This is a genomic window from Paenibacillus sp. OK076 (assembly GCF_900110055.1).
In the GTDB taxonomy this organism is placed as follows: Bacteria; Bacillota; Bacilli; order Paenibacillales; family Paenibacillaceae; genus Paenibacillus.
Map to the genome: position 1 here is coordinate 235,814 of NZ_FOCH01000003.1, position 21,037 is coordinate 256,850.

Consider the following 21,037-nt stretch of genomic DNA (forward strand, 5'->3'; position numbering starts at 1 on the left):
TTTAGTTAGTTACATCAATGGGAATTGAACCATCATTATAACGATAAGAGAAGAAATACAGCTTAGTATTGCAATCAAAATATGAAGACAACTGAATGAGATTTTTTCTATAAAAATTCTTTCTTTTCTTTGAATGAAGCACGAGTAAATTAACACAGTGATCACAATGGGCAAATATTGATGAAGATTCGGTCCATCCTTACTCGGTAATACTTCATGAATATATCCACCTATAGTTTCATCAATGATCATAAATGTATATATAACTCCGATTAACGCCGAAATAAAAAACTGAGATGCTAACTGAACTAGATTCTTCTTTAAAAGGAAAGGACCCATTTTTCGGTATAGATCATTGACCATTATGTATTGGTTGCCTCCTCATTTTTTCTCGTTTCCCGTTAGTTCAATACACGATCCCTCGTACAACTAAACACTCCTTTGAAGCTTGACATTAAATTCTGTCGTTGACGCAGTGACATACTCCATATAATTCACAGAGCCATTAAAGTTCAAATAAGCTTCATAACGCATGCGGATTCCAGGTAAAGTAATCAAATCCAGAACATGTTCCTTTGGAACCCACCTGCATTCGCTCGTTTCATTAGAAGTAGCTAACGCTCCACCCACAGCTTTACATACGAAATCAAACATGACCTTGGTAGGGACATCAGTCACACCGTCATACCACTTATGGATTGCTGTATTCGAAACAACACTAATTAAATGGCTAACCGTGGCGTCTATTCCACTTTCCTCTTTGATTTCACGAATGACACCATCAATCAGATTTTCTCCAACTTCAGTTATCCCACCAGGATACACCCAACCGTCGTCATGGGCTTTTACTAAAAGGATATTTCCAGTTCCATCTTCTACAATTCCGCCTGCAGATACAATATGTGTCGGGAACCCCATTTTACAACCTCCAAATAAGATAAAGTTGTATATTTATTCCACATGATTCCCGTACTTCCCTGCCTTTGTATCATTCGGAATTAATTCATACAAGGCACGAACATCACAACCGATGGAAGCAGCGATTGATATGGCAATTTTGAGTGGCATTACTCTTTTGTTTTCAATAAAGTCGTAAACTCGTTCCGGTTTAAAAAGTAATTCTTTTGCCAGCCATTCCGCTGACTTTCCGGATTCCTTCAATCGTTCATTCAGTAAGCAACGCCCTAATTCAAATTTCAAGAAACGATGACCTCCCTTATAAGAACATATTTAACCTTAAGCGTAATCCATTGCCAGCGTGAATATACTTCCTTTTTTTACAATGAAAAGTGATTCTCAATCTGGTCTATATCATCTTTTTCTAATTCCCATCCTAAGGCATTTAGATTATCAACAATGTGTTTCTTGTTCGCAGCTTTTGGGATCGTAACTAATCCTTGCTGTCTTAACACCCAGTTTAATGCAACTTGATATGCTGTTTTACCGTACTTGTCCCCTATTGTGTCGAGTATATTTCTTTCTATTGAGCCCACTTCAGGAAAACCTTTCATACCAAATGTATGTAAATGAGGAGCAAATCCAAATGGTGAATATCCCATAATTGTGATCCCATTCTCTTCTGCAAAGGGTAAAATCTGATTCTCTATGCTTCTATCGTTTAAATGGTACGGTACTTGATTACATATCAAAGGCACATTTCTTAAATGGTACTGAGCTTCTTTCATTAATTGAATGCTAAAGTTACTCACCCCGACATATTTGACTAATCCCTTATTAACTAATTCAGCCATGGCCCCCATCGTCTCTGAAACATCATGTTGTTGACTAGGCCAATGCTGTAAATACAAATCAATATGACTTGTTTTTAAACGTTCTAAACTTGCCTCTGCCGCTCTAAGGACACCTTTGTAAGAACAATTTTTTGCAGAGACTTTAGTCACAAGAAAAACATCATCTCTAATACCATGGATGGCTTGACCAACAATTTTCTCTGCTCCACCATTCCCATATTCTTCGGCAGTGTCAATCAGAGTAAGTCCATTCCTAATACCAAAATGCAACGCCTCTACTTCCTCTTTTTCTTTCTGCTTATCTTCACCATATTTCCATGTCCCTTGGCCTATAACAGGAATGCTTACTTCCGTGTTACCTAGCTTACGATATAGCATCTACTAACCTCCTAACAATAATGAAAACTTATTCGCATAATAATATTCTTTGTTCACCGATCACAATGAATGCTTGAGCTGGAAGAGAGCCTGAAGATAAGTTAACCCTCATGCATCCTGAAAAGGAGCATTGAGGGTTAACTTAGTTTTATGACGTTTAAATTAAGCGCTGCTTGGGCAAATGCAAAATAACGTTGAATTGATCGCCATGAATTTCAATTTTGATCTCCCCGCCGTGCAGCTCAACGATACTTTTCACAATGGACAGCCCTAGTCCGGAGCCTTCTGTCTGGCGAGATACGTCTGCTCTTTTGAAACGCTCGAACAATTCTTCCGCAGCAAAATCAATTTCATACGCAGCTGTGTTTTGAATTTTAAATAATACCATATCATCAGACTCGTCCAAATAAATATAAATTCTGGTTCCTGGAAGCGAATATTTCTGCGCGTTGCCAATTAAATTTTCGAAGACACGCCAAATTTTATTGCCGTCCAAATGTGCATGGATCGGGAATTTCGCGATCCTCTCCCGAATCACGAGCGACGCTTGTCCCATACTGGTATTGGACTCGGCAATCGCCTGTGTTAACAAGGTTGCGACATCGACGTACTCCATATCCAGCTCTACTGTACCGCTGGCCATCTTTGAGATTTCGAACAGGTCTTCTATCAACAGCTTCAGCCGTAGCGCCTTCCGGTCCAGGGTTTCAATATAGGCTCGGGTTGTCTCCGTAGACAGATCTTCTTTTTTTAATAAATCGACATAGTTGATAATAGAAGTAAGCGGGGTCTTCAAATCATGCGATACGTTGGTAATCAGTTCAGTTTTTAACCGTTCGCTTTTCATTTGCTTCTCCAGCGCGCTTTGATATCCGGCTTTCATATTGTTAATATAGCCAGCAAGTTCAGATAGGGCGTCTTTCCCGGTATCTTGAATTGCATTTTGAATATTCCCTTCGGCAATTTCTTTGCTCCCGTTGATGATCGCGATAAAGCGTCTAATCTTGGAAAGTATATACGGAACCAGGAAAAGCACATACAGCAATACATAAAGTATGTGCCAGTCACGTTCGTAGTAATATGTGGCTGCCTGCCAAACACAAATACCGGCTATCGCGGTTAGCAGAAGCATAACGATGAGGCCTAACGTTAGTCTCCAGTTCTGCAGACTGGCTCTAAGACCAGTTCTCCAAAAATGAAAGTAATCCATCAGCACACTGCCATGCCAGAAGGAACGCCTACTAAGGGGTGCCTTAAAATAAAGAAACAGTCTGCTCACCAGCAAGCAAAGAATCGTAAAGGCAAGCAGTGCCTGGATGAAACTTGAAGTTGAATAGCTCAGACTCAACCCCACGTATGAATACTCGCTTATGAGTATGAGGCTCCATAAGATCGCGGCAACAATTATGACAATAAGGTCGATTCCAACCTTTCGATCTGCTTTACTTTTTCTCGATTTTGTATCCAATTCCCCATACCACCTTTAAATATTTTGGGTCTTTGGGATTGATCTCAATTTTTTCACGAATATTTCTCACATGTACGGCAACCGTATTCTCTGAAGCGAAGATCGGTTCATTCCACACGCGCTCATAAATCTCTTCAATTGAAAAAACTCTACCCTTGTTCTCCAACAACAGCTCCAAAATTTTGTATTCCTTCGCGGTCAGTCTGACGTCCTCTCCATCCACTTCAACAGTCTTCGAGCTTTTGTTCAGCACGAGTCCTCTTACTTGAATGATCTCTTCCCCGTTTGACTGGAAGGAACCTAAATTCGTAAACCGACGCAGCTGAGATCGGACTCTAGCGATCAGCTCTAGCGGATTGAACGGCTTCGTAATATAGTCATCGGCCCCAACGTTGAGTCCCAAAATCTTGTCGCTATCTTCCGATTTGGCGGAAAGCATAATGATCGGTATATTTTTGTTTTCACGAATTTTAAATGTCGTTTTAATTCCATCGAGCTGTGGCATCATGTTGTCCATGATAATAAGATGAATTGTTTCTTGTTCTAGGATTTCCAGCGCCTCCAATCCGTTAGAGGCCGTTAATACATCCACATCATCGCTTTTCAAGTAAATAACGAGCGCTTCTCGAATTTCCGGTTCATCGTCTACAACAAGAATGTTATTTATATCCATTATTTCTCACCTTCATCACAATATTTCTTATACTTGCCCATCCGGAACTCATGTATCCCGGAAAATCAACATGGCCGGAGGGAACGTCTGCAAGCATCAGCTCTTCCGGTGATTCTTCCTGATCCGTGTAAAATCCATGCACCCCGAATCTGTCCAGAATCTGCATAACCGGTCTGCGATTGACGGTGTGAACATAGCTTTTAACCCCAAACTTATTTAGTGCTGGAACTAGATTGGGGTTGAGATACACACGGTATACGGGCATGGCAACCGCTGTCAAATGTTTGTCCCTTACGAATTCTACAATACTTTCGGCAGAGGCGCCAGTTTTGTAAAGTGAATACATTTTGTTTGGAAAGGGGTAGATTCCCATAACCGTGTCATACATTTCCGGGCTGAAAATTTCAGGTATAATCCGGTTGAGCAGTGCAGGATCCGTACGGTGCGCCTCATTGACTAGATGCGTAAACTGCTGCTGAATTTGCTCTTTACTGCCTGCTTTCGTATCCACGATTAAGTCGAAATCAGGATATTGCTGCATCAGTTGCAGTATGTCCGGCAGTGTAAGAGGGTGGAATCTGCCCATGATAAGCGAGTTTGCAAACTGAAGCGTTGTTACGTTTTGTCCGCGATGAGCGGCCAAATCCGGCTGTAGCCTGTCAGACCAATCATGTCTGGCTACAAGCTCCCTGTCCGTCGTCTGCACAAGATCAACCTCGAACAAACGGTACCCTCTATTGTAATTGGTTATAAATGCCTCATAAGAATTTGTGTAGCTAGCGCCGTTGACTCCACCAAATGCATGCGCAATAAGCCTATTTCCCTGCCAGCCGCTGGTGCCAGCTGTAGAGGCAGGCTGATTCTGACCTGACCAAACAAAGCCCCAGCTGCACCAGATTATTCCAGCCGTAATGACTATGAATAAGCTTAACATAATCGTTTTCTTCATTCGTTCTGCCCCTTTGTTATCCCGATGTAAGTCATACTACAAGACTCAAATGAAGAAGGACTGGTATAAAAACGAATGAATTTATGAAGTTTGTATACATTGAAATCCATATAAAAAAAGAATCCCCGTTTGCCAAAACGAGGATTCCCATACCATCTTGCGCTATTCATATCCATTAGAATGATAACTAAATCAGTTCCTGCTTCCGCTTCAAATACACATACAACACTACGCCAGATACCGCACAGATCACTGCACATAAACCAATGAATCCATATCCCGCCTGAAGTCCGCGCAGCAGCCCTAACTGAGTGGTTGCCCCATACATATGCTTCACACCTTCAATGACCCAGCCAATCACATAGTTACCGATGACACTACCAACTCCCATCAGGGTAACCGTGAAAGTAATCGCGGTGTCACTGCCGTTTGGATATCTGCGTGCGATAAACGCCATAACTGTAGGATAGATCATCGCTATGCCCGCGCCAGATATCGCAAAGAAAATCGCAAGACGCTCTCCCCCTGCAAGCGCCACGAACGTACACACTCCCGAGAAAGCCGAGAACAGAATCAGCGACAATACAAATCCGATCCGGTCCGTCAATGGTCCAAGCAGCAGGCGGCCCAGCGAGAACGTGAGGAAGAACGCAGATAATAACCCGGAGGCTTTGACCGTGTCCCACGTATAGGCTTTCTCCAGGAAGTTAACGAGCCAACCCCCAACCGCCAGCTCCGATACCACGCCAAAAGAAAGAATGAGCACCATCAACCAAAGGGCAGGATCACGTGTTAACGTCTTCAGTGAAGTCCGATCTTCATGAGGAAGATCGTCCCCCGGAAACTTGCTGCGCAGTGCCGCAATGATCGGCAGCAGACAGAGCGACAACATCACCAAATACATGCCGCGCCAATCCAGTACGTGTCCGAACACGTTCAAGGACATTACCCCTGTCGCCAGCAAAGGCGCCACCGTTGAACTCAACCCATAGAAGAAATGGGACAGGTTCATCATCGTACCTGTGTTTTTTACAAAGATCCGAGCACCCAGAATCGCCAGGGCAATCTCCAGCATGCCGTTACCGATGTACATGAAGAAGTACGATGAAGCAAAGAGTGGATAGGTATGAGACACATAAATGAACACACCCGATAGGATCATCGATGCAAACGATATGATGCTAACCGCCTTGATGCCCCATTTGCGAACCAGAATAGCCGTGAAGGAGCAGGCGATCAGGTAACCCAATGCATTCAGGGACAATAACGTCCCGAGCTGTTTCTCATCCAGATTGAAGTCGAATTGAATGCGCGGAATGGCCGGCCCCTTAATATTTTCCGATATACCAAATACGATAAATCCCAGAAAGATCGTTGCCAGTTGCATGGCGTACAGCTTGTTGAACTTTCGTTTGTTGCCTTGTTTACCTGCTTGCTGATTCAAAATAAGTTCCTCCATTGTGTTCAGGAAAATGATTGCACGTTATAACTACGATTGCAGTACCATCTTCCGACCGCTGTTATCCCTGTATTTTTTTGAATCGTTCCTAAAGGTGAAAATACAGTGATAAAGGCGTTCTTCAGATTGGTTCTGCCCTCTCCGTTATCGCATCAATGATTTGTACATTTGAGATAGGTAACATGGTTAATCTTTATTCCTAAAAATAGAATACTCGTAAAAGCTCCTTTTTCCTTTACCACTGCTTCTCAACCACCTGAATGCGGTAGGTCAGGCTCTCTAGCGTTACCGCGACTAGCCCAGTCACATATTCGCGCCGAGTGTCTCTTTGGATGATTAACTCCGGCATATGCTCCTGTGGGATCAGGTGATCCAGACAGCCTTGTAACAGGTCATCCCGCATAGCCGGGTCCATTGTATCGCCCGTAACAACAATCGCTGCCGGGTTAATAATTGCAATGATGGAGATCAGCGTCTTTGTGACGAGTTCCTGCAACCCTTCCGTCGATTTCAACATTCGCAGCTGCTCTTCCCGTGACACGCCAAAAGGTAAGAAGGACACCTCGCCCCCAAATTGCGTATTCCCGGTCAGCGGCCGACCATCAATGATAAATCCTGCACCCGGAAAATGGTTCTCTGGAAACGTCACCACCGCAAAGTTCTTCTCTTCCTCAAATTGCTGCTGGTTATACAGTCCATAGACCGTGAGGTTCATGTCGTTGCCAATGACCACTTCCACGTCTTCATATTGTTCCTTGAGCCTTGGCCCGAGTGGCTGATACATCAGCTCCGGTACATCGCAAATCCCAATAACGCCGTTGTGTGCCACACCAGGTATGCCGATACCAATCGCCTGCACATTGTGGTGTTTTTCAATCAGGTTTGCAATTAGATCCTCTACCACCGGGACATTAATCTCATCCAAAAAGAGTGTCTGTTCGTCCGCCATCTCTCCGTTCAGATTGGCATATGTATGTGTGATTGAGTGAATGCCGCCCTCTGTTCGAATAATCAGGCAAAGTACGCTGGCGTAGTCTGCATTAAACTGATACCTACTCGCCGGTCTTCCACCGCTCGATTCATCTGGACCCAAGTCGATAATCTCACCCGTTTGGAGTAATTCGTTCAGGATCGTGCCGCATGTCGCTACGCTAAGTTTGGTCAGGTTCGCGATGGAAGCCTTCGTGCCTACGCCCATGGATCGGAGCGTGTTCTTGACCAGTTCAACGTTAATGCGCTTCACCTGCTGGGTGTTGTGTGATGTGGGTAACATGGTAAGTTATATGCCTCCTTTCGTTCATTTCGAACCATTCAATGAATGTTTTTAAAAGTGTTTTAATAATTGAAGTGTAGGGGGATTTGGGAGGAAAGTCAATGCTTAATTGGGAGAGGAAAACGTTTGGATGGGAAGGCAAAAGGACAGTAGAAGATCATTGGTTACGATCCTGCGCTGTCCTTTGGTTAAGGTGGTTTTATGTAGACTGGCTTAGTTGATGGGCCAAGATGCTCTTCTCCAGCCGGACTTTAAATAACTTTCGGTTCAGATCCTGTTCCATGGAATGAAGGTGATATGCTGCTTGCTTCACGGTACTCATGTCTAGCACACCTGCCTGCTTTGCGATGATGTCCATGGCGTCCAATATGAGTTTGTTGCATGTGACCAGTTGATCGACGTAATCGTCTTCTTGTTTGATGAGTTGTGCGTACTGCGAATTCAGGTCTTCGCTGTTTGTACTTGTCATGTCACCACTCTCCTTTGTTAAGGAGAGGGTAACATAACTATAGAACAGATGTGGTACGCGTAAACGTACCAGTATATTCCTATTCACATCATTGTTTATTAAAATAATCATCTATTTGACTGAATTTATAGTAATCTTTAAGTTTTGCCTGCTACACATGCGGCTTTATGAAGTATTATTAAAAATCATTAATTAAATTTTTTTATATAAAAATGTTAAACATTTCTATAAGTTCCACCGTCTAATTATTGGAAAGTACATAAATTTAGATTGGAGGTTAGCTTTATGAATAAAAAATTAGTTTTTTCAACAGTCATACTCTCTTTAATGGCAGGTGGAATGATTTACTCAGGTACACTTGATCAAAGGAATTCAGGATCAGTCGTTAATGGGGATGCCCAGACTTCAGGACCTATTAATAATCAAGAAACGGATGAAAAGAAAACCTTCAAAGGTCAACTAGAGGTTTTTCCCTTCGAGGATGGGGTTATACAAGCAGATTTAATTGTCAAAGTAGTATTACGTGAAAACCTTGGTGAACTTACCGAACCCGTGCCTAAAAGTATATTTAATGCTCAAATTCTAAGTAGACAAAAAAGTGACCCTACACTAGTATCAGAAACTATTAGTATCATGCAACAAGGTAATAGTGAAGTCTTGTTTAATGATAATCCGTTATTCCAAGAAAATGAAGAATATATTCTATTCTTGAAAAAAGCTGTTGGTTCTGTGGCAGAAGAATATCCAAACCTTTATTGGATACTGGGTGAAGATACTAATATGTATAAAAATATTAGAAATAACACTGTTGAAAAATTAGGGTATATTGACAAAGAACTTTATGATGTTGAGAACAACCATACTTTAAATCTCAATGAAACGACTAACACTCAAGTGCTCAACGAAGAAGCATTCATTAAGAGAATAGAATCAATAACTAAATAATTATTAACAAAGAGAAAGAAATGGGTTATAGATTATGATAAAATTCCTAGTAAAGTTGTCGATAACTTCTCTTCTTTTATCAACTCTTGTTCCTATAAATGCATATGCACATAAGTCTCCTAATACTTGTCACTCGAATGGAGAATCTTCTGGATACTCTGTTGATTGTAACAATCATCAAGGTTCTTCAAGTTTCACTTATAAAGCTGCTTAATTTTTCTTGTATTCGAGTCCGACAATATAAAAAATATCCACTTAGCTACAACTTAGATAGCATATTTGTTACATTATTGTTGGCATTTCCTCCCCTATTTGACACCCACCTCAAAAAGGTCTATCCTAATAACGAATAATCCATTCACTATTAAGGAGTCGTTCCCGATGGTGCAAGCCAAGAAAGACGAAGTCAGGAAAGAGATTGAATACGCGGCACTCAAAGTCTTTTTTGAAAAGGGCTATGTGGATGCCAAGATGAGCGATATCGCGAATGAAATCAATATTTCCGTGGGCAATATCTATACTTATTTTAAGAACAAGAAAGAACTATTCTACGCCGTCGTGCCGCCGGATCTAGTGGATTATCTGAAAAATGTGCTGGTGGAGACGATTCACTTTGATAATCAGACCTTGTTCGAGGAAACGGATAGCGAGCGAAAGTCGGCGCTGTTGCAGGAACAGGTGGACGTATTACGGAAATACCGGAATCAGATTGTCATCATCTTTGAAAAGAATAAAGGCACCATCTACACCAACGCCAAGAACGAGCTTGTCGAGCTGATGATCGAAACCAAGAAGGCCTATCTCAAGAATCAATATAAACGGTATGAGATTGGCACCGAGGAGAACTTGATCTTGCTGAACATCCTCGCACACAACGTGATCGACATGAACCTGGATCTATTGAAGCGGGATATGAGTGAAGACAGCCGGAAGCAAATTTTCGAAGCTTTGTATGTATACAGACTGTATGGTATGAAGAGTCTCAACGAATAACACTCCATCTCATCACTTATGCCGGATAGACAAAGCGTGCAGATCAGATCAACTTCACTTGGTTTGCACGCAAAAAACTTCATCATAGATCAGCCTATTTTTTTAACCTAAAAATGAATTAATTATTCACTATTGAAAAGAGTATCTTTTTTACCCCAACTACTCACCTCACCCACATTCTAAGGAGGAACACAACATGAACACCGCTTACGCATTAAAAAACGTCAATCTGATTCACGGCGACTCCAGCCGCAATCTGCAAAAAAACATGACCATTCTCGTCAATGAGCAAGGTCTCATTCAGGATATCGGCCGAGATCATGAGTTGCATATCCCAAGTCACTACACAACCATCGACCTCGCTTGTAAATACGTAATGCCTGGACTGATTAATGCTCACGTGCACCTCTTTGCAGATGGTAAACCATTCAGTCTTTCGGTCAGTGAAGGTTTGTTGCAGTTTGCCTATGATCGGATATTGAACACGAAGTTCGGCAGAAACGTTTTGAAAAAACGCATGAAACGCAACGCGCTGACCGCACTCCATGCAGGTGTAACAACGATGCGCAGTGTGGGGGAATTCTTTTACACGGACGTCCAGCTGCGGGATGAGATTAATAACGGCGACTTTGTCGGCCCTAATCTGCTTGTCTCCGGGTTTTTCCTAAGTGTCACAGGCGGACATGGCGCTCCATTCCTGGCTCTGGAGGGCGACTCTCCATGGGAAGCACGAAAAAATGTACGCATCAATGTGAAACACGGCGTGGATCTGATCAAAATCTGTGTGACGGGCGGCGTGACGGATGCGAAAATGGTGGGCGAAGCTGGACGTTTACAGATGACGGTGGAGGAAGTTGCGGCGATCTGCGATGAAGCGCATAAGATTGGCCTGCGGGTGGCAGCCCATGTGGAGAGCACGGAAGGCGTAAGAGTTGCGTTACAAGGTGGCGTCGATACCATCGAGCACGGTTCGGAGATGGATGACGAAATCATTCGTTTGTACAAAAATAATCCCAATGCCCTGAATGGCTATACCGCACTCATCCCCACCCTGCAAGCCGCTTATCCATCCGCCTCACTGGATACCAGCGTAACGAAGGTAAGTGCAACGGTAAAAGAGAATTCCAGACTCGTCTACGATTCCATGCTCCAAGGCGTCAAGCAAGCGATCGAAAACGACATCACCGTTGGTATAGGCACTGATGCCGCCATGCCTTACGTGACTCACTATGATATGTGGAGAGAGATGGACCACTACATGAGACAGGCCAACCTGAACAACAAACAGGTCATCGACATGGTGACCCGAACCAATGCGAAGATCTTAGGCGTTGATGATGTTACAGGGACGGTGGATATCGGGAAACATGCTGATCTGATTATGATGGAGCAAAATCCGCTGGAACATATCGAAGCCTTGTCTGACATCTCTATGGTCATGGTCAAGGGAAATCTAATTCAAACACCATCTGTCACAAGAATCAAAGAAGTCGACGATGTTCTAAACTCAGTTTGGTGAATTCAGAAGTGAAATCATGCTTGGTATACTGATCAATTGTTTTTCCATTATATGCGGGAGTACCCTTTGGGCCATCTCCAAAAACTTCATGAATGACGGTTACAAGTCCAGACTCAATCAAGTGATTGGGATCAGCGCACTCATCATAGGCATTAGTGAGGTCTTTTATGTCCAACCTGAGACTGAGAACAAATTCAATCTGGCGTACGATTGGAATCAATGACGAGTCAAGTAAGATAGAGTTATGAGTTTATGAACAATAATCACTTCAAGACATTGAACCAGAGGAGACATATCCTATGAACAAAATGAAAAAAACAGGTTTGTGGCTTGGCATTACGACTCTAACCCTATCACTCGCAGTTCTTCACTTTCCAACATGGACGCCAAAAATAAAAGGAACAAACCCTATTCATGTATTGGAACAAGTTAAAATCAACGGTACGGGACATGAAATCATGATCAGAGGGCAGGATCTAGACAACCCAGTTATCCTTTATTTACACGGTGGACCCGGTGCATCTGAACTTCCGTACGCCAAAAAGGTCCAAGATTTATTAGAATCTCAATTTACGATTGTGAACTATGATCAGAGAGCAAGCGGCAAATCCTATCATTTTTTCGAGGATTATTCCAATCTCTCAGCTAACTTGCTAGTTGAAGATGCACTGGCCGTCACGGATTATATTACTCAACGTCTGGGGAAGAAAAAGGTGATCCTGATGGGTCATTCGTACGGAACATACATAGGAACTCTTGCTGCGCATCGAGCACCCGATAAATATGAAGCCTACATTGGGATCGGGCAGATGGCAGATACACAACAGAGCGAGATGGATGGATGGAATTACGTTATGGAGCAAGCCCAGTTGGCTGATAATCATGAAGACGTAGACCAGTTGGAGCAGATCTATGAACCGATCAAACAAGGACAGGCATTCACGCCGCGAGATATCGTTAAACGTTATGGGGGCACATCAAGGTTGATGGACAGCCCTGACACCAGCTTTCTGGGAATGACGTTCAGTCATGAATATAATATGCTGGATGCCATTCGTTATAATAAAGGAATCATTTATTCGCAAGAAATACTGATAAGTGAAGCCATGAGCCGTCCTTTGCCTTCCTTGATTACGAAGCTGGACCTTCCCTTTTATTTTGTCATGGGAGATTACGATTTAATGACTTCATCCCATGCCGCCAAGGTGTTTTTTGACCAGATTGAAGGAAATCAAAAGCAATTCATTGCCTATAATAACTCGGCCCATTACCCACATTATGAAGAGAAGCAAAGATTTTTGGATTGGATGGTAGATACCTTTATCAAGTGAACCGAGGTGATCAAAGGACTTTCATTGGGAATCCAGCGTCTTCGAAAATGTAATATCAACGGTGGAGGATTTGATTATCCGTAAAACCACTACTGAAAGGTGTATGTCAGTAGTGGCTCAAGATATTTTTGGCTACTTCCTGCATTCGGAAGCGTAAAGACTCCGGCTCCAAGACCTCGATATCCCCACCCCAGCCAAGTAAATAATGCAATATTTCCTCCGGATAACGGACACGAAAATGAAAAACAACACCTTCCTCCCGCTCCTCAAATGCATCCATATAAAAATGAACTGCCTCCATAACTTTGTCAGCAATTTCAGGTTTAGCCCTGATTAATACTTGTTCGTTACGGTCGTCAGGAGGTCGATAACTATTTAGATCAAAATCCGGCGGCAAAAGGAACTGATCCTCCAGCACGGAAAGTTCAGTCATGCGTGACAAACGAAAATGACGGATGTCTTGTCGCATATCACAACGTGCAATCAACATCCAATTCTCCTGAACAAGTGAGAGTCCATAGGGAGAAACCTCACGCATGTTATATCGATTGCCATCCGTTCCTGGCATTTTTTTCAGGTACATGAAGCTGATTTTACGTTGCTCCAAAATGGCATTACGTATTTGGTTAAGGTATGTTTTCACGCTCGCTCTGGTTAAAGGTTCAGCCGCATGAAGCAGTCGCATCGTTTCACGAACACGTGTTGATTCGTTACGAACGACTTCAGGTAAAATCGCTTCAATCTTTCGTTGAGCGGACTTAGCCTGCATAGCATATTCTGTATCCAATCTCTGTTCGATAAAATCGGATCCCATGAGCAGGGACACAGCTTCTTCTGCCGTGAAGCTTACCGGGGGTAGAAATATCCTTCCATTAGAGAATAACCATGACCCGGAGCTCCCATAATCGGAACACCAGCCTCACTTAATGCCTGGATATCGCGATATATTGTACGTACACTTGTCTCAAATTGAGATGCCAGATCCTCAGCTCTGATCATCTTACTTCTCTGCAATTCAAGCGTAATAGCAAGCTGCCGCTCCGTTTTGTTCATGTTCTAAGCCCCCACCATTCATCATCCAAACCTAACTCATTCTATCACAGTAACTGGTCCTTTAGTTTCGTGAATTCAAGCAATGGAATGTCTTAAATGTCACCCGAAGATGAGAAAGTCTTAATCCCCCAAAAAAACTGATATCCCCAAAAGGATATCAGTTTTTTATCTACTTTATATACGGTTAATTCTCTTCTTCACTTCTAGATCATTGTCGCAGCTTCCGCAGGGGTAGTCATATTCCCTGAACGAACTGTATTGTCCGTATATCCGCTCACAATTTTGGCCTGAACGGCTGTATTCAGTGCATCTTGCTCCCAAGCCGGAGTTTGCGACTCGTCAGTGAAGTTTGGTTTAATGGACGTATTGTCAGACATTCGGCTGCATGGCAGCGGCCATTCCTTTTTACCCAGTCTGGCAGACTACTGACATCCGTGTGTACAGCTCTTAAACTGGGTTTGGACCATTGTAAAATATAGATACAATTCTCTATCTGTATAAAAATAGTAGATTAACAATAATTAGAATCTAACTAATTTATCGATTTTATATACAAAAACACTTTAACTCCGACTTAAAAGAAGGTAATATATTCACATATAGGAACTAGCGTTCCCTTTTTTGGCGAAATTGGTTTCAAATTCTTTAGATATAGTTCCTAGATATTAGGTATCATTACACTGCACATGAAAGGGGGAGAATCCAATGAACGAAGTACAAATTAAAGAAATAATTGATGTCGAACTCCAGCGGATGGCATGGAGACTCCAGTATCACGGTAGGAAAGCAGCGAAGCAATATCCCTTCACTTTTGATTTCACAAGACAAGAATCCTTTGAAGATGAAATTATTGATGAGTTAAACGTCAAAGATATATTAAGCTTGATCGATAAAGAGAGTGGAAGAAAGATAATACATTCACTTTACGTGGAGGACAAAAGTGCTAAGAAAGTCTCGGTTGAAATGAATATTAGTGTTCAGGGGGTGAATAAATGGAAAAGAAAAACACTAGAGGATCTACGAAAGAAGATCTCACCCAACTACTTTTCCAAGCTAGAGCTGGAGAAGAACAGGCGATACTTAAAATATTAGAACTTTATCACCCAGAAATGGAGAAATTAGCAGAAACCATTAGAATGCCAAAAGAAGATACCATACAAAGCTTACGGCTCGAACTAATCGAGTTTATTAAAATTTTTCCAACTCAATAAAATTCAAGAAAACAATACTATGGATATTTTTAGCCATAGCTTCTTTTTTTGTAACTTTTTTAATTATTGGACGTCTACATACTATAGTACATTGAGGAAGGATGAAAAATTTGAAAGCAAAAAAAAAATGGCCCTTCGTCGTAATAAGCAGCTTTGTCGTAATACTTCTGGTAATCGTCTATTTCGTTTTCTTTTCGGATTATATGAAAGGATGGTCTTCACCAGCAAAGGAACAGCAATATTACACTGGCACCATCGTTGAAATAAAAGAGCAAAACAGTAAAGTAGACGGAGACAAGGTACTTTACTCAATCGTACTGGATAATGGAGAATATCTGAATGTAACGAAAAATTCGAGGTTTTATGTTACTTCTAGTGATTTTTATCAAGCAGATGCAAAATTTAGTAAAATGCGAATCGAGGCTGATTTCGATGAAGTTAATGTAGGTGATAAAATTGAAAGTTGGACGAGACAAGTAAATAATCATTTATTTGAAATATATGAGTTAACTATCAAATAAACCATATTCCATACATATCTTCCCGGGCTCGGATCTGTACCATCTGCTTTGATCAGCTCACCATTAGCGTACACTTGCATCTGAACGGAACCATCACCATCCAAGAAAACAGCGTTATTACAACCAAGATCATCTTTAAAGAAATCTCTTAAATTGTACAGGGTTTTCCATACTGTTGATGTCACTAAGTATGCATACACACCATTGCTTTCATTTTTAAAGCCTAGTCCAGCCCGTCTTGTTGCAGCAATACCAGCGTGTACGTTCCACACTTCATCTTCGTGGATGGTCTTAAACTGGTCTTCTGTTCCAGTTAGATGAAGGCTTCCCCCACCAATAATTGTTTTGAACTGTAAATTACCAACTTGTTGCTTCAAATTTGGAATAGTTGTACAGCGGGTAATTCCTGCTTTAGTAACACCATTATCGAGGTAAGTAAAAAACGTACCACGATTCCGTGTCCCCCCAGCATTGCTTCCAGGATCTTGGGTTGCGCCATCATAACTGATTGAGAGACCGCCAGTTGGAGGCGCAGTATATAGATTTGATGCAAAAAACCCCCCATTAATACCATAATTGTTTGTAGAACAAACGGGTTTCTTAATAACTTCTGAGACAATATTACTAACATGAGTCTTGATTACACGATATCCACTACTTTCAAAATAAGTATAGTTAATAGCCATTTTCTTATCCCTCATTCTTAATTTAGTAAAGACGGGGAGCAAGAGGAAACGACCGTCCCAAGCCTTTCTATCCTCTTCGTCTTTCACTAACTAAGGAGTTTTTACTGTGTAATTTGAAACCTATACTCAACTTTTTTTTAATTAATAGACTGTACTAAACGTTGGAATAAACAGAGACCATCCCTCTCAGGATGGCCTTTCATTCATTCTATTGAGATTAAATGTACATTGCGAGCAGCAGCTTATAGATCATTGCCGCGGCTTCCGCACGGGTCGTCATATTCCCTGCACGAACCGTATTGTCCGTATATCCGTTCACAATTTTGGCCTGAACGGCTGTATTCAGTGCATCTTGTGCCCAAGCCGGAGTTTGCGATGCGTCAGTGAAGCTTGGTTTTACAGCATCATTGCTCGTTCCCGACTGTACATCTGTACTTAACTTCAATGTATTTGCCATCATTACAGCCATCTCGGCACGAGTGATTGTTTGATTAGGTTTGAACGTGTTGTCTCCATAGCCCTTCACGATTCCGGCTTGCATGGCTGCGGCAATATCACCTTTCGCCCAGTCTGGCAGACTGCCTTGATCTGCAAACGTCGTATCCGACTGCACGGACTTCAAGGCCAGTGCCTTACTGATCAACGTAACAAACTCTGCTCGTGTAATCTTCTTGGATGGTTGGAATGTATTATCTGTATAGCCCTGGATAACGTCCATGCCAATCAAGCGGTCTGCATAGTCGGATGCCCAGTGTCCGTTCAGATCGGACAGATTTGCTGGTGTGTAACTGGACACAACAAAGGTACCCAGATGATTCACATTTGCCGATACTGTTCCTGCTGCATTCATCTTGCCACCGATGAATACCCAGCTCTGACGGGCTTCATTATAATAGTAGATTGCTGGCTGTGTTCCTTGAGGCAGCTTGGAAGCGTCATATTGCAGGATCAGTGCTACCTGATCGTTCAATGTCCGTCCTCCGCTGCGAGTAATCTGTACGGCTTGACCCAGTACATTCAGCGAAACTGCATTCTGCAATTGGTTCTGGGATACAACAGACAGTTGCAATGTATCTTTTTCTCCAATGGCTCCAGCTGGAGCGTTGAATTGCACGATGTCTTTCAGACCCGTTTGTACTGGCTGATTCGCTTCGACCCCTACCTTCACTTCAGTCGTTGAATCTGATCCCGCATCCGGGTTGGTTGGTGTGGTTGGAACGGTAGGCGTTGTTGGCACGCTTGGTGTGCTTCCACCGGAATTCCCTCCAGCGTTGCCTCCATCACTGCCTGAGCCCCCGCCGCCATTGACCGAACGGGCTTGTACGGTAACCGTACGTGTGACTTCCTGTGCAGCATTGCCGGCAATATCTTTCACGTTATAACGAAGGGTGTAGATCCCCGCTGATTGTGTGTTCACTGTCCCGTCCATCTGCACGGAACCACGGATGCCCACATTATCGGTAGCCTGTGCTCCAGGCTCGTTATACGTATCTCCCACGGTTAATGTCATCTGGCTGCTGCCTTGCAGGGTGATGACAGGAATTTCGCGGTCTATTTTGACCACCAAAGGTAAAGTATACGTTTGTTCCAGATCGTCTGTCGCTCTGAATAAAAGGTTGTGCTCTCCCGGCTCCGTTACCTCCAGAGGTGTATTCTCCGTATATGGTTCGTACGTTTGTCCTCCATCACGGGATAACTCAATCGTCGCCGAAGTGGCTGGCGCGTATACTGCGCCGGTTACACTAACCGTTACGGACTGATTCGTCCATGTATCCGTATGATACGGCTGGCTGTCAGCAGTGGTCATGTTGCCTTTTAACACCAATACCTGATTATTCGTTCCTTCCACAATGACAGTGAACGTTCTGGTATCCGTTTCGCTGCCACGTTGTACCGTTGCCGTCAATTCCAGTCGCTCATTATTCTCAGGCTGTGTAAGAAGTTTCCCCTGTGCATCCATCAATTCCGGGTTGGAGCTGGACCAGCTAATCGTGGCTCCATGTTTCCCTTCCACAGGAAGGGTAAGGTCGGAAGTGACCGTGTTCAGATTACCCAGATCAATTGCTTGAAGCGTATCTTTTACCGCCTGTGCATCACTGTAAGGTGTGGCACTCACGAAGATCGGATTGGAGTAGAACCACAGATCGCCATAGTTCTTGTCATTGATCTCATTGAAGCGAGTCGTTGCATCAGCTGTTGTAATTTTCGGATCAAGCTGTGGTTCACCATTTACGGTTTCACCTGTAACGTTCATACCCAGATTCGTACCGCGCAGACGGAAATACTTATCCTGGTCTGTGGCTTTGATCTTGTACGTAATAACATTGTAACCTTCGGCGTCTGTCGTCCAATCGTTGGACGTGAAGGTAGCCAGCACTTGGGTGGAGTCGTTGGTGTCTTTGTTATATGCGGGTGTGCCCTTCTCAGCCTTGCCCGTCACATCTCCGGCGATGAGATCTACGTGATCCACCACTGGAACTTGTCCAGCAGACGTGCCGCTGTTGATTGGTTTTTCATAATTGTTGCTCGTGGTTGGACTCTTGAAACGGATTTTCAGTTCCACTTCGTCACCTTGGGTCACACCCAGGTCTCCGCCCATTTCAGCCTGATTACCCGCTCCGGAAGCCGTGAAGTCCAGTGCGTTGATCAGATCACCGAATACGGAAAATGATTTCCCCGAACGCAGTCCTTCCAGCACGGCTTGCATTCCTGTACCATCAACCCACGAATAGGTCTTGGCATATTCGCCCGGAAAATAACCGCTGGAATTCGTGTCAATCGTCTTGAAATGGTAATCCGAATTACCATAGTTCCAGAAGTGACGCCCTTCTCCCAACAATGCATCCCACAGACCGCCCACCTTGGCGACCATATAGTCCACACCGCCGTATGTACGATATTTGTATCCATCATCTGCGGTCGGATTGGCTACGTTGTAGCTTGTGTTATACCCGCCACGATCCGGTTCCATCTGGTTGCCCAGCATACCTTCGATACCAAAAACAACTTGTGGAGCCAGATCGTTGAACTCCCGGAAGTCCGCGATGGTATATTTGTTTTTGCCTCGTGAAGGGTGATTGATCATTGCATAACTCGTCGTTGGATACTTGGTTGCCAGCCAATTGATAGCAGCTAGTGCATCCTGATGAGTTGTATAGGCACGTCCACCGGTCTGATCCCAATTCGCTACGTCAGCCGCATCGAATAAACTTGCATCCCGATTGGTAAAACGATACTCAAATTCGTTCGCAGCTTCCAGCGCTTCGGTCGAATTCGGCTCATCCGTGAGAATCCCTACACCAACGTGTTCATGTGTCGGCATGTCCCATTCGAAACCGGAGAAGATCGTTTTGCCTGCGTATTTGCCCGCTTCCTGAAGAGCCTTGATCTGTGGCACCTGATATTCGTTCATCCCTTTGGACATCGGAATCGATCCGCCTGGAATGTCTACTCCGTTGTGATCCCGCTTGGATAACCGCAAATGATCCGTAAGCGCGATCCAGTCCAAACCATACTTCGTCAGTCCCGCGTCAAGTACATTTTCAAGCGAATTCTGCGCATCATCGGACTCAAACGTATGTACGTGCAGATCGCCCGTTTGCCATGAACCTGCTGCCGAGCTGTTGGTTGGTGTTTTATTTCCCGCATCTGCATAGGTTACCGCAGCAGGGAAAGCTCCCATGACAAGGCCCGTAGCCAGTGGTATAAGCGTAAGCATAGCGAGCATTTTCTTTCCTTTAGCATTGAACAAAATCATCCCACCACCGTTCTGAGTTGTTGTGTCGGGAGTAAATATAAGAAACTTTGAGGGCAGGGTCAACGCAATGAAAGCGCCTATTAAAAATTTGACATACATCTGCATTGGTTTACATTTCGTTAACGATTTCTTTTACTTTGTATATGAAGATCATGCTCAGTCTTACTCTATATTAAGGTCTTGAAATGTGCTAGAAAGAAGTTGCAAGAGGGTGAAGAAAAATTCGGATTTTGTTCACCATTCAGGGAATTTCCACCACTGCTAGTGGTCTATTAGGAAGAAAATTAGCATAAGAGGGAATCCCCCTAATTGGATGGGTTACCGTGTTTGTACATTTACATAAAGTCCCAAATAGAAAAATTTCCTTCGTAAGCTTGTTTCAGTATAATTCGCTTTATTATTACCTAGCCGCCTCTGTTTACCTTTCCTCGAAGCAGTTGTTCTATAATGTGTGAAAATTGTCATGTATCATGGGGTTTATTGAGCCGATATGACTCTCATCGATTTTTCCAAGTGCTAACTCACTCTAATTACCCATGCAAAAACACCTCCAAGATGATATCCCTATCCTACTACAAGGGTCATTCACTTGAAGGTGCTT

The 21,037-nt window shown here is 43.2% G+C and carries 20 protein-coding genes and 1 pseudogene; 8 read left to right on the top strand and 13 right to left on the bottom strand.

Annotated elements, in window-relative coordinates:
• Nucleotides 1-429 precede the first annotated feature (429 nt).
• From BMY78_RS23585 to BMY78_RS23625, 9 genes are all read right to left on the bottom strand, one after another.
• The gene (locus BMY78_RS23585; protein ID WP_090903812.1) at nucleotides 430-918 is read right to left on the bottom strand and encodes an NUDIX hydrolase; all 489 of its coding nucleotides are present in this window, start codon (nucleotides 916-918) and stop codon (nucleotides 430-432) included.
• 33 nt (nucleotides 919-951) lie between these two features.
• On the bottom strand, nucleotides 952-1,200 hold the full coding sequence (locus BMY78_RS23590; protein WP_090903813.1) for a transcriptional regulator: 249 nt from the start codon (nucleotides 1,198-1,200) through the stop codon (nucleotides 952-954).
• 77 nt (nucleotides 1,201-1,277) lie between these two features.
• A complete protein-coding gene (locus BMY78_RS23595) occupies nucleotides 1,278-2,129 on the bottom strand; it encodes an aldo/keto reductase (RefSeq protein ID WP_090903814.1) in 852 nt (283 codons plus the stop codon).
• A gap of 157 nt (nucleotides 2,130-2,286) precedes the next feature.
• A complete protein-coding gene (locus BMY78_RS23600; protein ID WP_218152285.1) occupies nucleotides 2,287-3,597 on the bottom strand; it encodes a sensor histidine kinase in 1,311 nt (436 codons plus the stop codon).
• Nucleotides 3,572-4,270, bottom strand: coding sequence for a response regulator transcription factor (locus tag BMY78_RS23605; RefSeq protein WP_090903815.1), 699 nt, complete (start codon nucleotides 4,268-4,270; stop codon nucleotides 3,572-3,574). Before BMY78_RS23605 ends, BMY78_RS23600 begins: the two co-directional genes overlap by 26 nt.
• Complete coding sequence (locus BMY78_RS23610; protein ID WP_090903816.1) at nucleotides 4,257-5,219, bottom strand: phosphatidylinositol-specific phospholipase C/glycerophosphodiester phosphodiesterase family protein; 963 nt, start codon at nucleotides 5,217-5,219, stop codon at nucleotides 4,257-4,259. The genes BMY78_RS23605 and BMY78_RS23610 overlap by 14 nt, the downstream gene beginning before the upstream one ends.
• A gap of 187 nt (nucleotides 5,220-5,406) precedes the next feature.
• Nucleotides 5,407-6,606, bottom strand: coding sequence for an MFS transporter (locus BMY78_RS23615; RefSeq protein ID WP_090904014.1), 1,200 nt, complete (start codon nucleotides 6,604-6,606; stop codon nucleotides 5,407-5,409).
• A 307-nt stretch (nucleotides 6,607-6,913) separates the two neighbouring features.
• Nucleotides 6,914-7,951, bottom strand: a complete 1,038-nt coding sequence (locus tag BMY78_RS23620; RefSeq protein WP_090903817.1) for an ROK family protein — start codon at nucleotides 7,949-7,951, stop codon at nucleotides 6,914-6,916.
• Nucleotides 7,952-8,150: 199 nt separating this feature from the next.
• Nucleotides 8,151-8,420 carry a hypothetical protein gene (locus BMY78_RS23625; RefSeq protein WP_090903818.1) on the bottom strand — a complete coding sequence of 90 codons (270 nt, stop codon included), beginning with the start codon at nucleotides 8,418-8,420 and terminating at the stop codon, nucleotides 8,151-8,153.
• Nucleotides 8,421-8,705: 285 nt separating this feature from the next.
• On the opposite strand from BMY78_RS23625, the gene BMY78_RS23630 reads away from it, so the two are divergent.
• The 5 genes from BMY78_RS23630 (at nucleotide 8,706) to BMY78_RS23650 (ending at nucleotide 13,208) form a co-directional block, all read left to right on the top strand.
• Nucleotides 8,706-9,365, top strand: a complete 660-nt coding sequence (locus tag BMY78_RS23630; protein WP_090903819.1) for a hypothetical protein — start codon at nucleotides 8,706-8,708, stop codon at nucleotides 9,363-9,365.
• Between the two features lie 381 nt (nucleotides 9,366-9,746).
• A complete protein-coding gene (locus BMY78_RS23635; protein ID WP_090903820.1) occupies nucleotides 9,747-10,358 on the top strand; it encodes a TetR/AcrR family transcriptional regulator in 612 nt (203 codons plus the stop codon).
• A gap of 196 nt (nucleotides 10,359-10,554) precedes the next feature.
• Complete coding sequence (locus BMY78_RS23640; RefSeq protein ID WP_090903821.1) at nucleotides 10,555-11,877, top strand: amidohydrolase family protein; 1,323 nt, start codon at nucleotides 10,555-10,557, stop codon at nucleotides 11,875-11,877.
• A 16-nt stretch (nucleotides 11,878-11,893) separates the two neighbouring features.
• Nucleotides 11,894-12,100 (top strand): DUF554 family protein, encoded by a 207-nt coding sequence (locus BMY78_RS33810; protein WP_090903822.1) that lies wholly within the window; start codon nucleotides 11,894-11,896, stop codon nucleotides 12,098-12,100.
• A 76-nt stretch (nucleotides 12,101-12,176) separates the two neighbouring features.
• A complete protein-coding gene (locus BMY78_RS23650) occupies nucleotides 12,177-13,208 on the top strand; it encodes an alpha/beta fold hydrolase (protein WP_090903823.1) in 1,032 nt (343 codons plus the stop codon).
• A 106-nt stretch (nucleotides 13,209-13,314) separates the two neighbouring features.
• Here the strand turns inward: BMY78_RS23650 and BMY78_RS23655 are convergent.
• A pseudogene (locus tag BMY78_RS23655) lies at nucleotides 13,315-14,261 on the bottom strand (helix-turn-helix transcriptional regulator).
• Between the two features lie 203 nt (nucleotides 14,262-14,464).
• Nucleotides 14,465-14,638, bottom strand: coding sequence for an S-layer homology domain-containing protein (locus BMY78_RS23660; protein WP_090903824.1), 174 nt, complete (start codon nucleotides 14,636-14,638; stop codon nucleotides 14,465-14,467).
• A 328-nt stretch (nucleotides 14,639-14,966) separates the two neighbouring features.
• Here BMY78_RS23660 and BMY78_RS32950 point away from each other — a divergent pair, with 328 nt between their 5' ends.
• The 3 genes from BMY78_RS32950 (at nucleotide 14,967) to BMY78_RS23670 (ending at nucleotide 15,993) form a co-directional block, all read left to right on the top strand.
• Nucleotides 14,967-15,353, top strand: a complete 387-nt coding sequence (locus BMY78_RS32950) for a sigma-70 family RNA polymerase sigma factor (RefSeq protein ID WP_177185843.1) — start codon at nucleotides 14,967-14,969, stop codon at nucleotides 15,351-15,353.
• Complete coding sequence (locus tag BMY78_RS23665; protein WP_090903825.1) at nucleotides 15,254-15,472, top strand: helix-turn-helix domain-containing protein; 219 nt, start codon at nucleotides 15,254-15,256, stop codon at nucleotides 15,470-15,472. Before BMY78_RS32950 ends, BMY78_RS23665 begins: the two co-directional genes overlap by 100 nt.
• Nucleotides 15,473-15,582: 110 nt before the next feature.
• Nucleotides 15,583-15,993: a hypothetical protein gene (locus BMY78_RS23670; RefSeq protein WP_090903826.1), complete on the top strand. Its 411-nt coding sequence runs from the start codon at nucleotides 15,583-15,585 to the stop codon at nucleotides 15,991-15,993.
• Here BMY78_RS23670 and BMY78_RS23675 read toward each other — a convergent pair.
• Together BMY78_RS23675 and BMY78_RS23680 are read right to left on the bottom strand one after the other, a co-directional pair.
• Nucleotides 15,957-16,679, bottom strand: a complete 723-nt coding sequence (locus BMY78_RS23675) for a phosphodiester glycosidase family protein (RefSeq protein WP_177185851.1) — start codon at nucleotides 16,677-16,679, stop codon at nucleotides 15,957-15,959. The two genes, BMY78_RS23670 and BMY78_RS23675, sit on opposite strands and share 37 nt — an antisense overlap.
• 217 nt (nucleotides 16,680-16,896) lie before the next feature.
• Nucleotides 16,897-20,430, bottom strand: coding sequence for an S-layer homology domain-containing protein (locus tag BMY78_RS23680; protein WP_090903828.1), 3,534 nt, complete (start codon nucleotides 20,428-20,430; stop codon nucleotides 16,897-16,899).
• Between the last annotated feature and the right edge of the window lie 607 nt (nucleotides 20,431-21,037).

Excerpts from the sequence above, each read along its gene's own strand:
- BMY78_RS23585 (WP_090903812.1), bottom strand. The coding sequence starts at position 918 with ATGGGGTTCCCGACACATATTGTATCTGCAGGCGGAATTGTAGAAGAT.
- BMY78_RS23595 (WP_090903814.1), bottom strand. The coding sequence starts at position 2,129 with ATGCTATATCGTAAGCTAGGTAACACGGAAGTAAGCATTCCTGTTATA.
- BMY78_RS23605 (WP_090903815.1), bottom strand. The coding sequence starts at position 4,270 with ATGGATATAAATAACATTCTTGTTGTAGACGATGAACCGGAAATTCGA.
- BMY78_RS23610 (WP_090903816.1), bottom strand. The coding sequence starts at position 5,219 with ATGAAGAAAACGATTATGTTAAGCTTATTCATAGTCATTACGGCTGGA.
- BMY78_RS23615 (WP_090904014.1), bottom strand. The coding sequence starts at position 6,606 with ATGCAACTGGCAACGATCTTTCTGGGATTTATCGTATTTGGTATATCG.
- BMY78_RS23620 (WP_090903817.1), bottom strand. The coding sequence starts at position 7,951 with ATGTTACCCACATCACACAACACCCAGCAGGTGAAGCGCATTAACGTT.
- BMY78_RS23625 (WP_090903818.1), bottom strand. The coding sequence starts at position 8,420 with ATGACAAGTACAAACAGCGAAGACCTGAATTCGCAGTACGCACAACTC.
- BMY78_RS23630 (WP_090903819.1), top strand. The coding sequence starts at position 8,706 with ATGAATAAAAAATTAGTTTTTTCAACAGTCATACTCTCTTTAATGGCA.
- BMY78_RS23635 (WP_090903820.1), top strand. The coding sequence starts at position 9,747 with ATGGTGCAAGCCAAGAAAGACGAAGTCAGGAAAGAGATTGAATACGCG.
- BMY78_RS23640 (WP_090903821.1), top strand. The coding sequence starts at position 10,555 with ATGAACACCGCTTACGCATTAAAAAACGTCAATCTGATTCACGGCGAC.
- BMY78_RS33810 (WP_090903822.1), top strand. The coding sequence starts at position 11,894 with ATGCTTGGTATACTGATCAATTGTTTTTCCATTATATGCGGGAGTACC.
- BMY78_RS23650 (WP_090903823.1), top strand. The coding sequence starts at position 12,177 with ATGAACAAAATGAAAAAAACAGGTTTGTGGCTTGGCATTACGACTCTA.
- BMY78_RS23660 (WP_090903824.1), bottom strand. The coding sequence starts at position 14,638 with ATGTCTGACAATACGTCCATTAAACCAAACTTCACTGACGAGTCGCAA.
- BMY78_RS32950 (WP_177185843.1), top strand. The coding sequence starts at position 14,967 with ATGAACGAAGTACAAATTAAAGAAATAATTGATGTCGAACTCCAGCGG.
- BMY78_RS23665 (WP_090903825.1), top strand. The coding sequence starts at position 15,254 with ATGGAAAAGAAAAACACTAGAGGATCTACGAAAGAAGATCTCACCCAA.
- BMY78_RS23675 (WP_177185851.1), bottom strand. The coding sequence starts at position 16,679 with ATGGCTATTAACTATACTTATTTTGAAAGTAGTGGATATCGTGTAATC.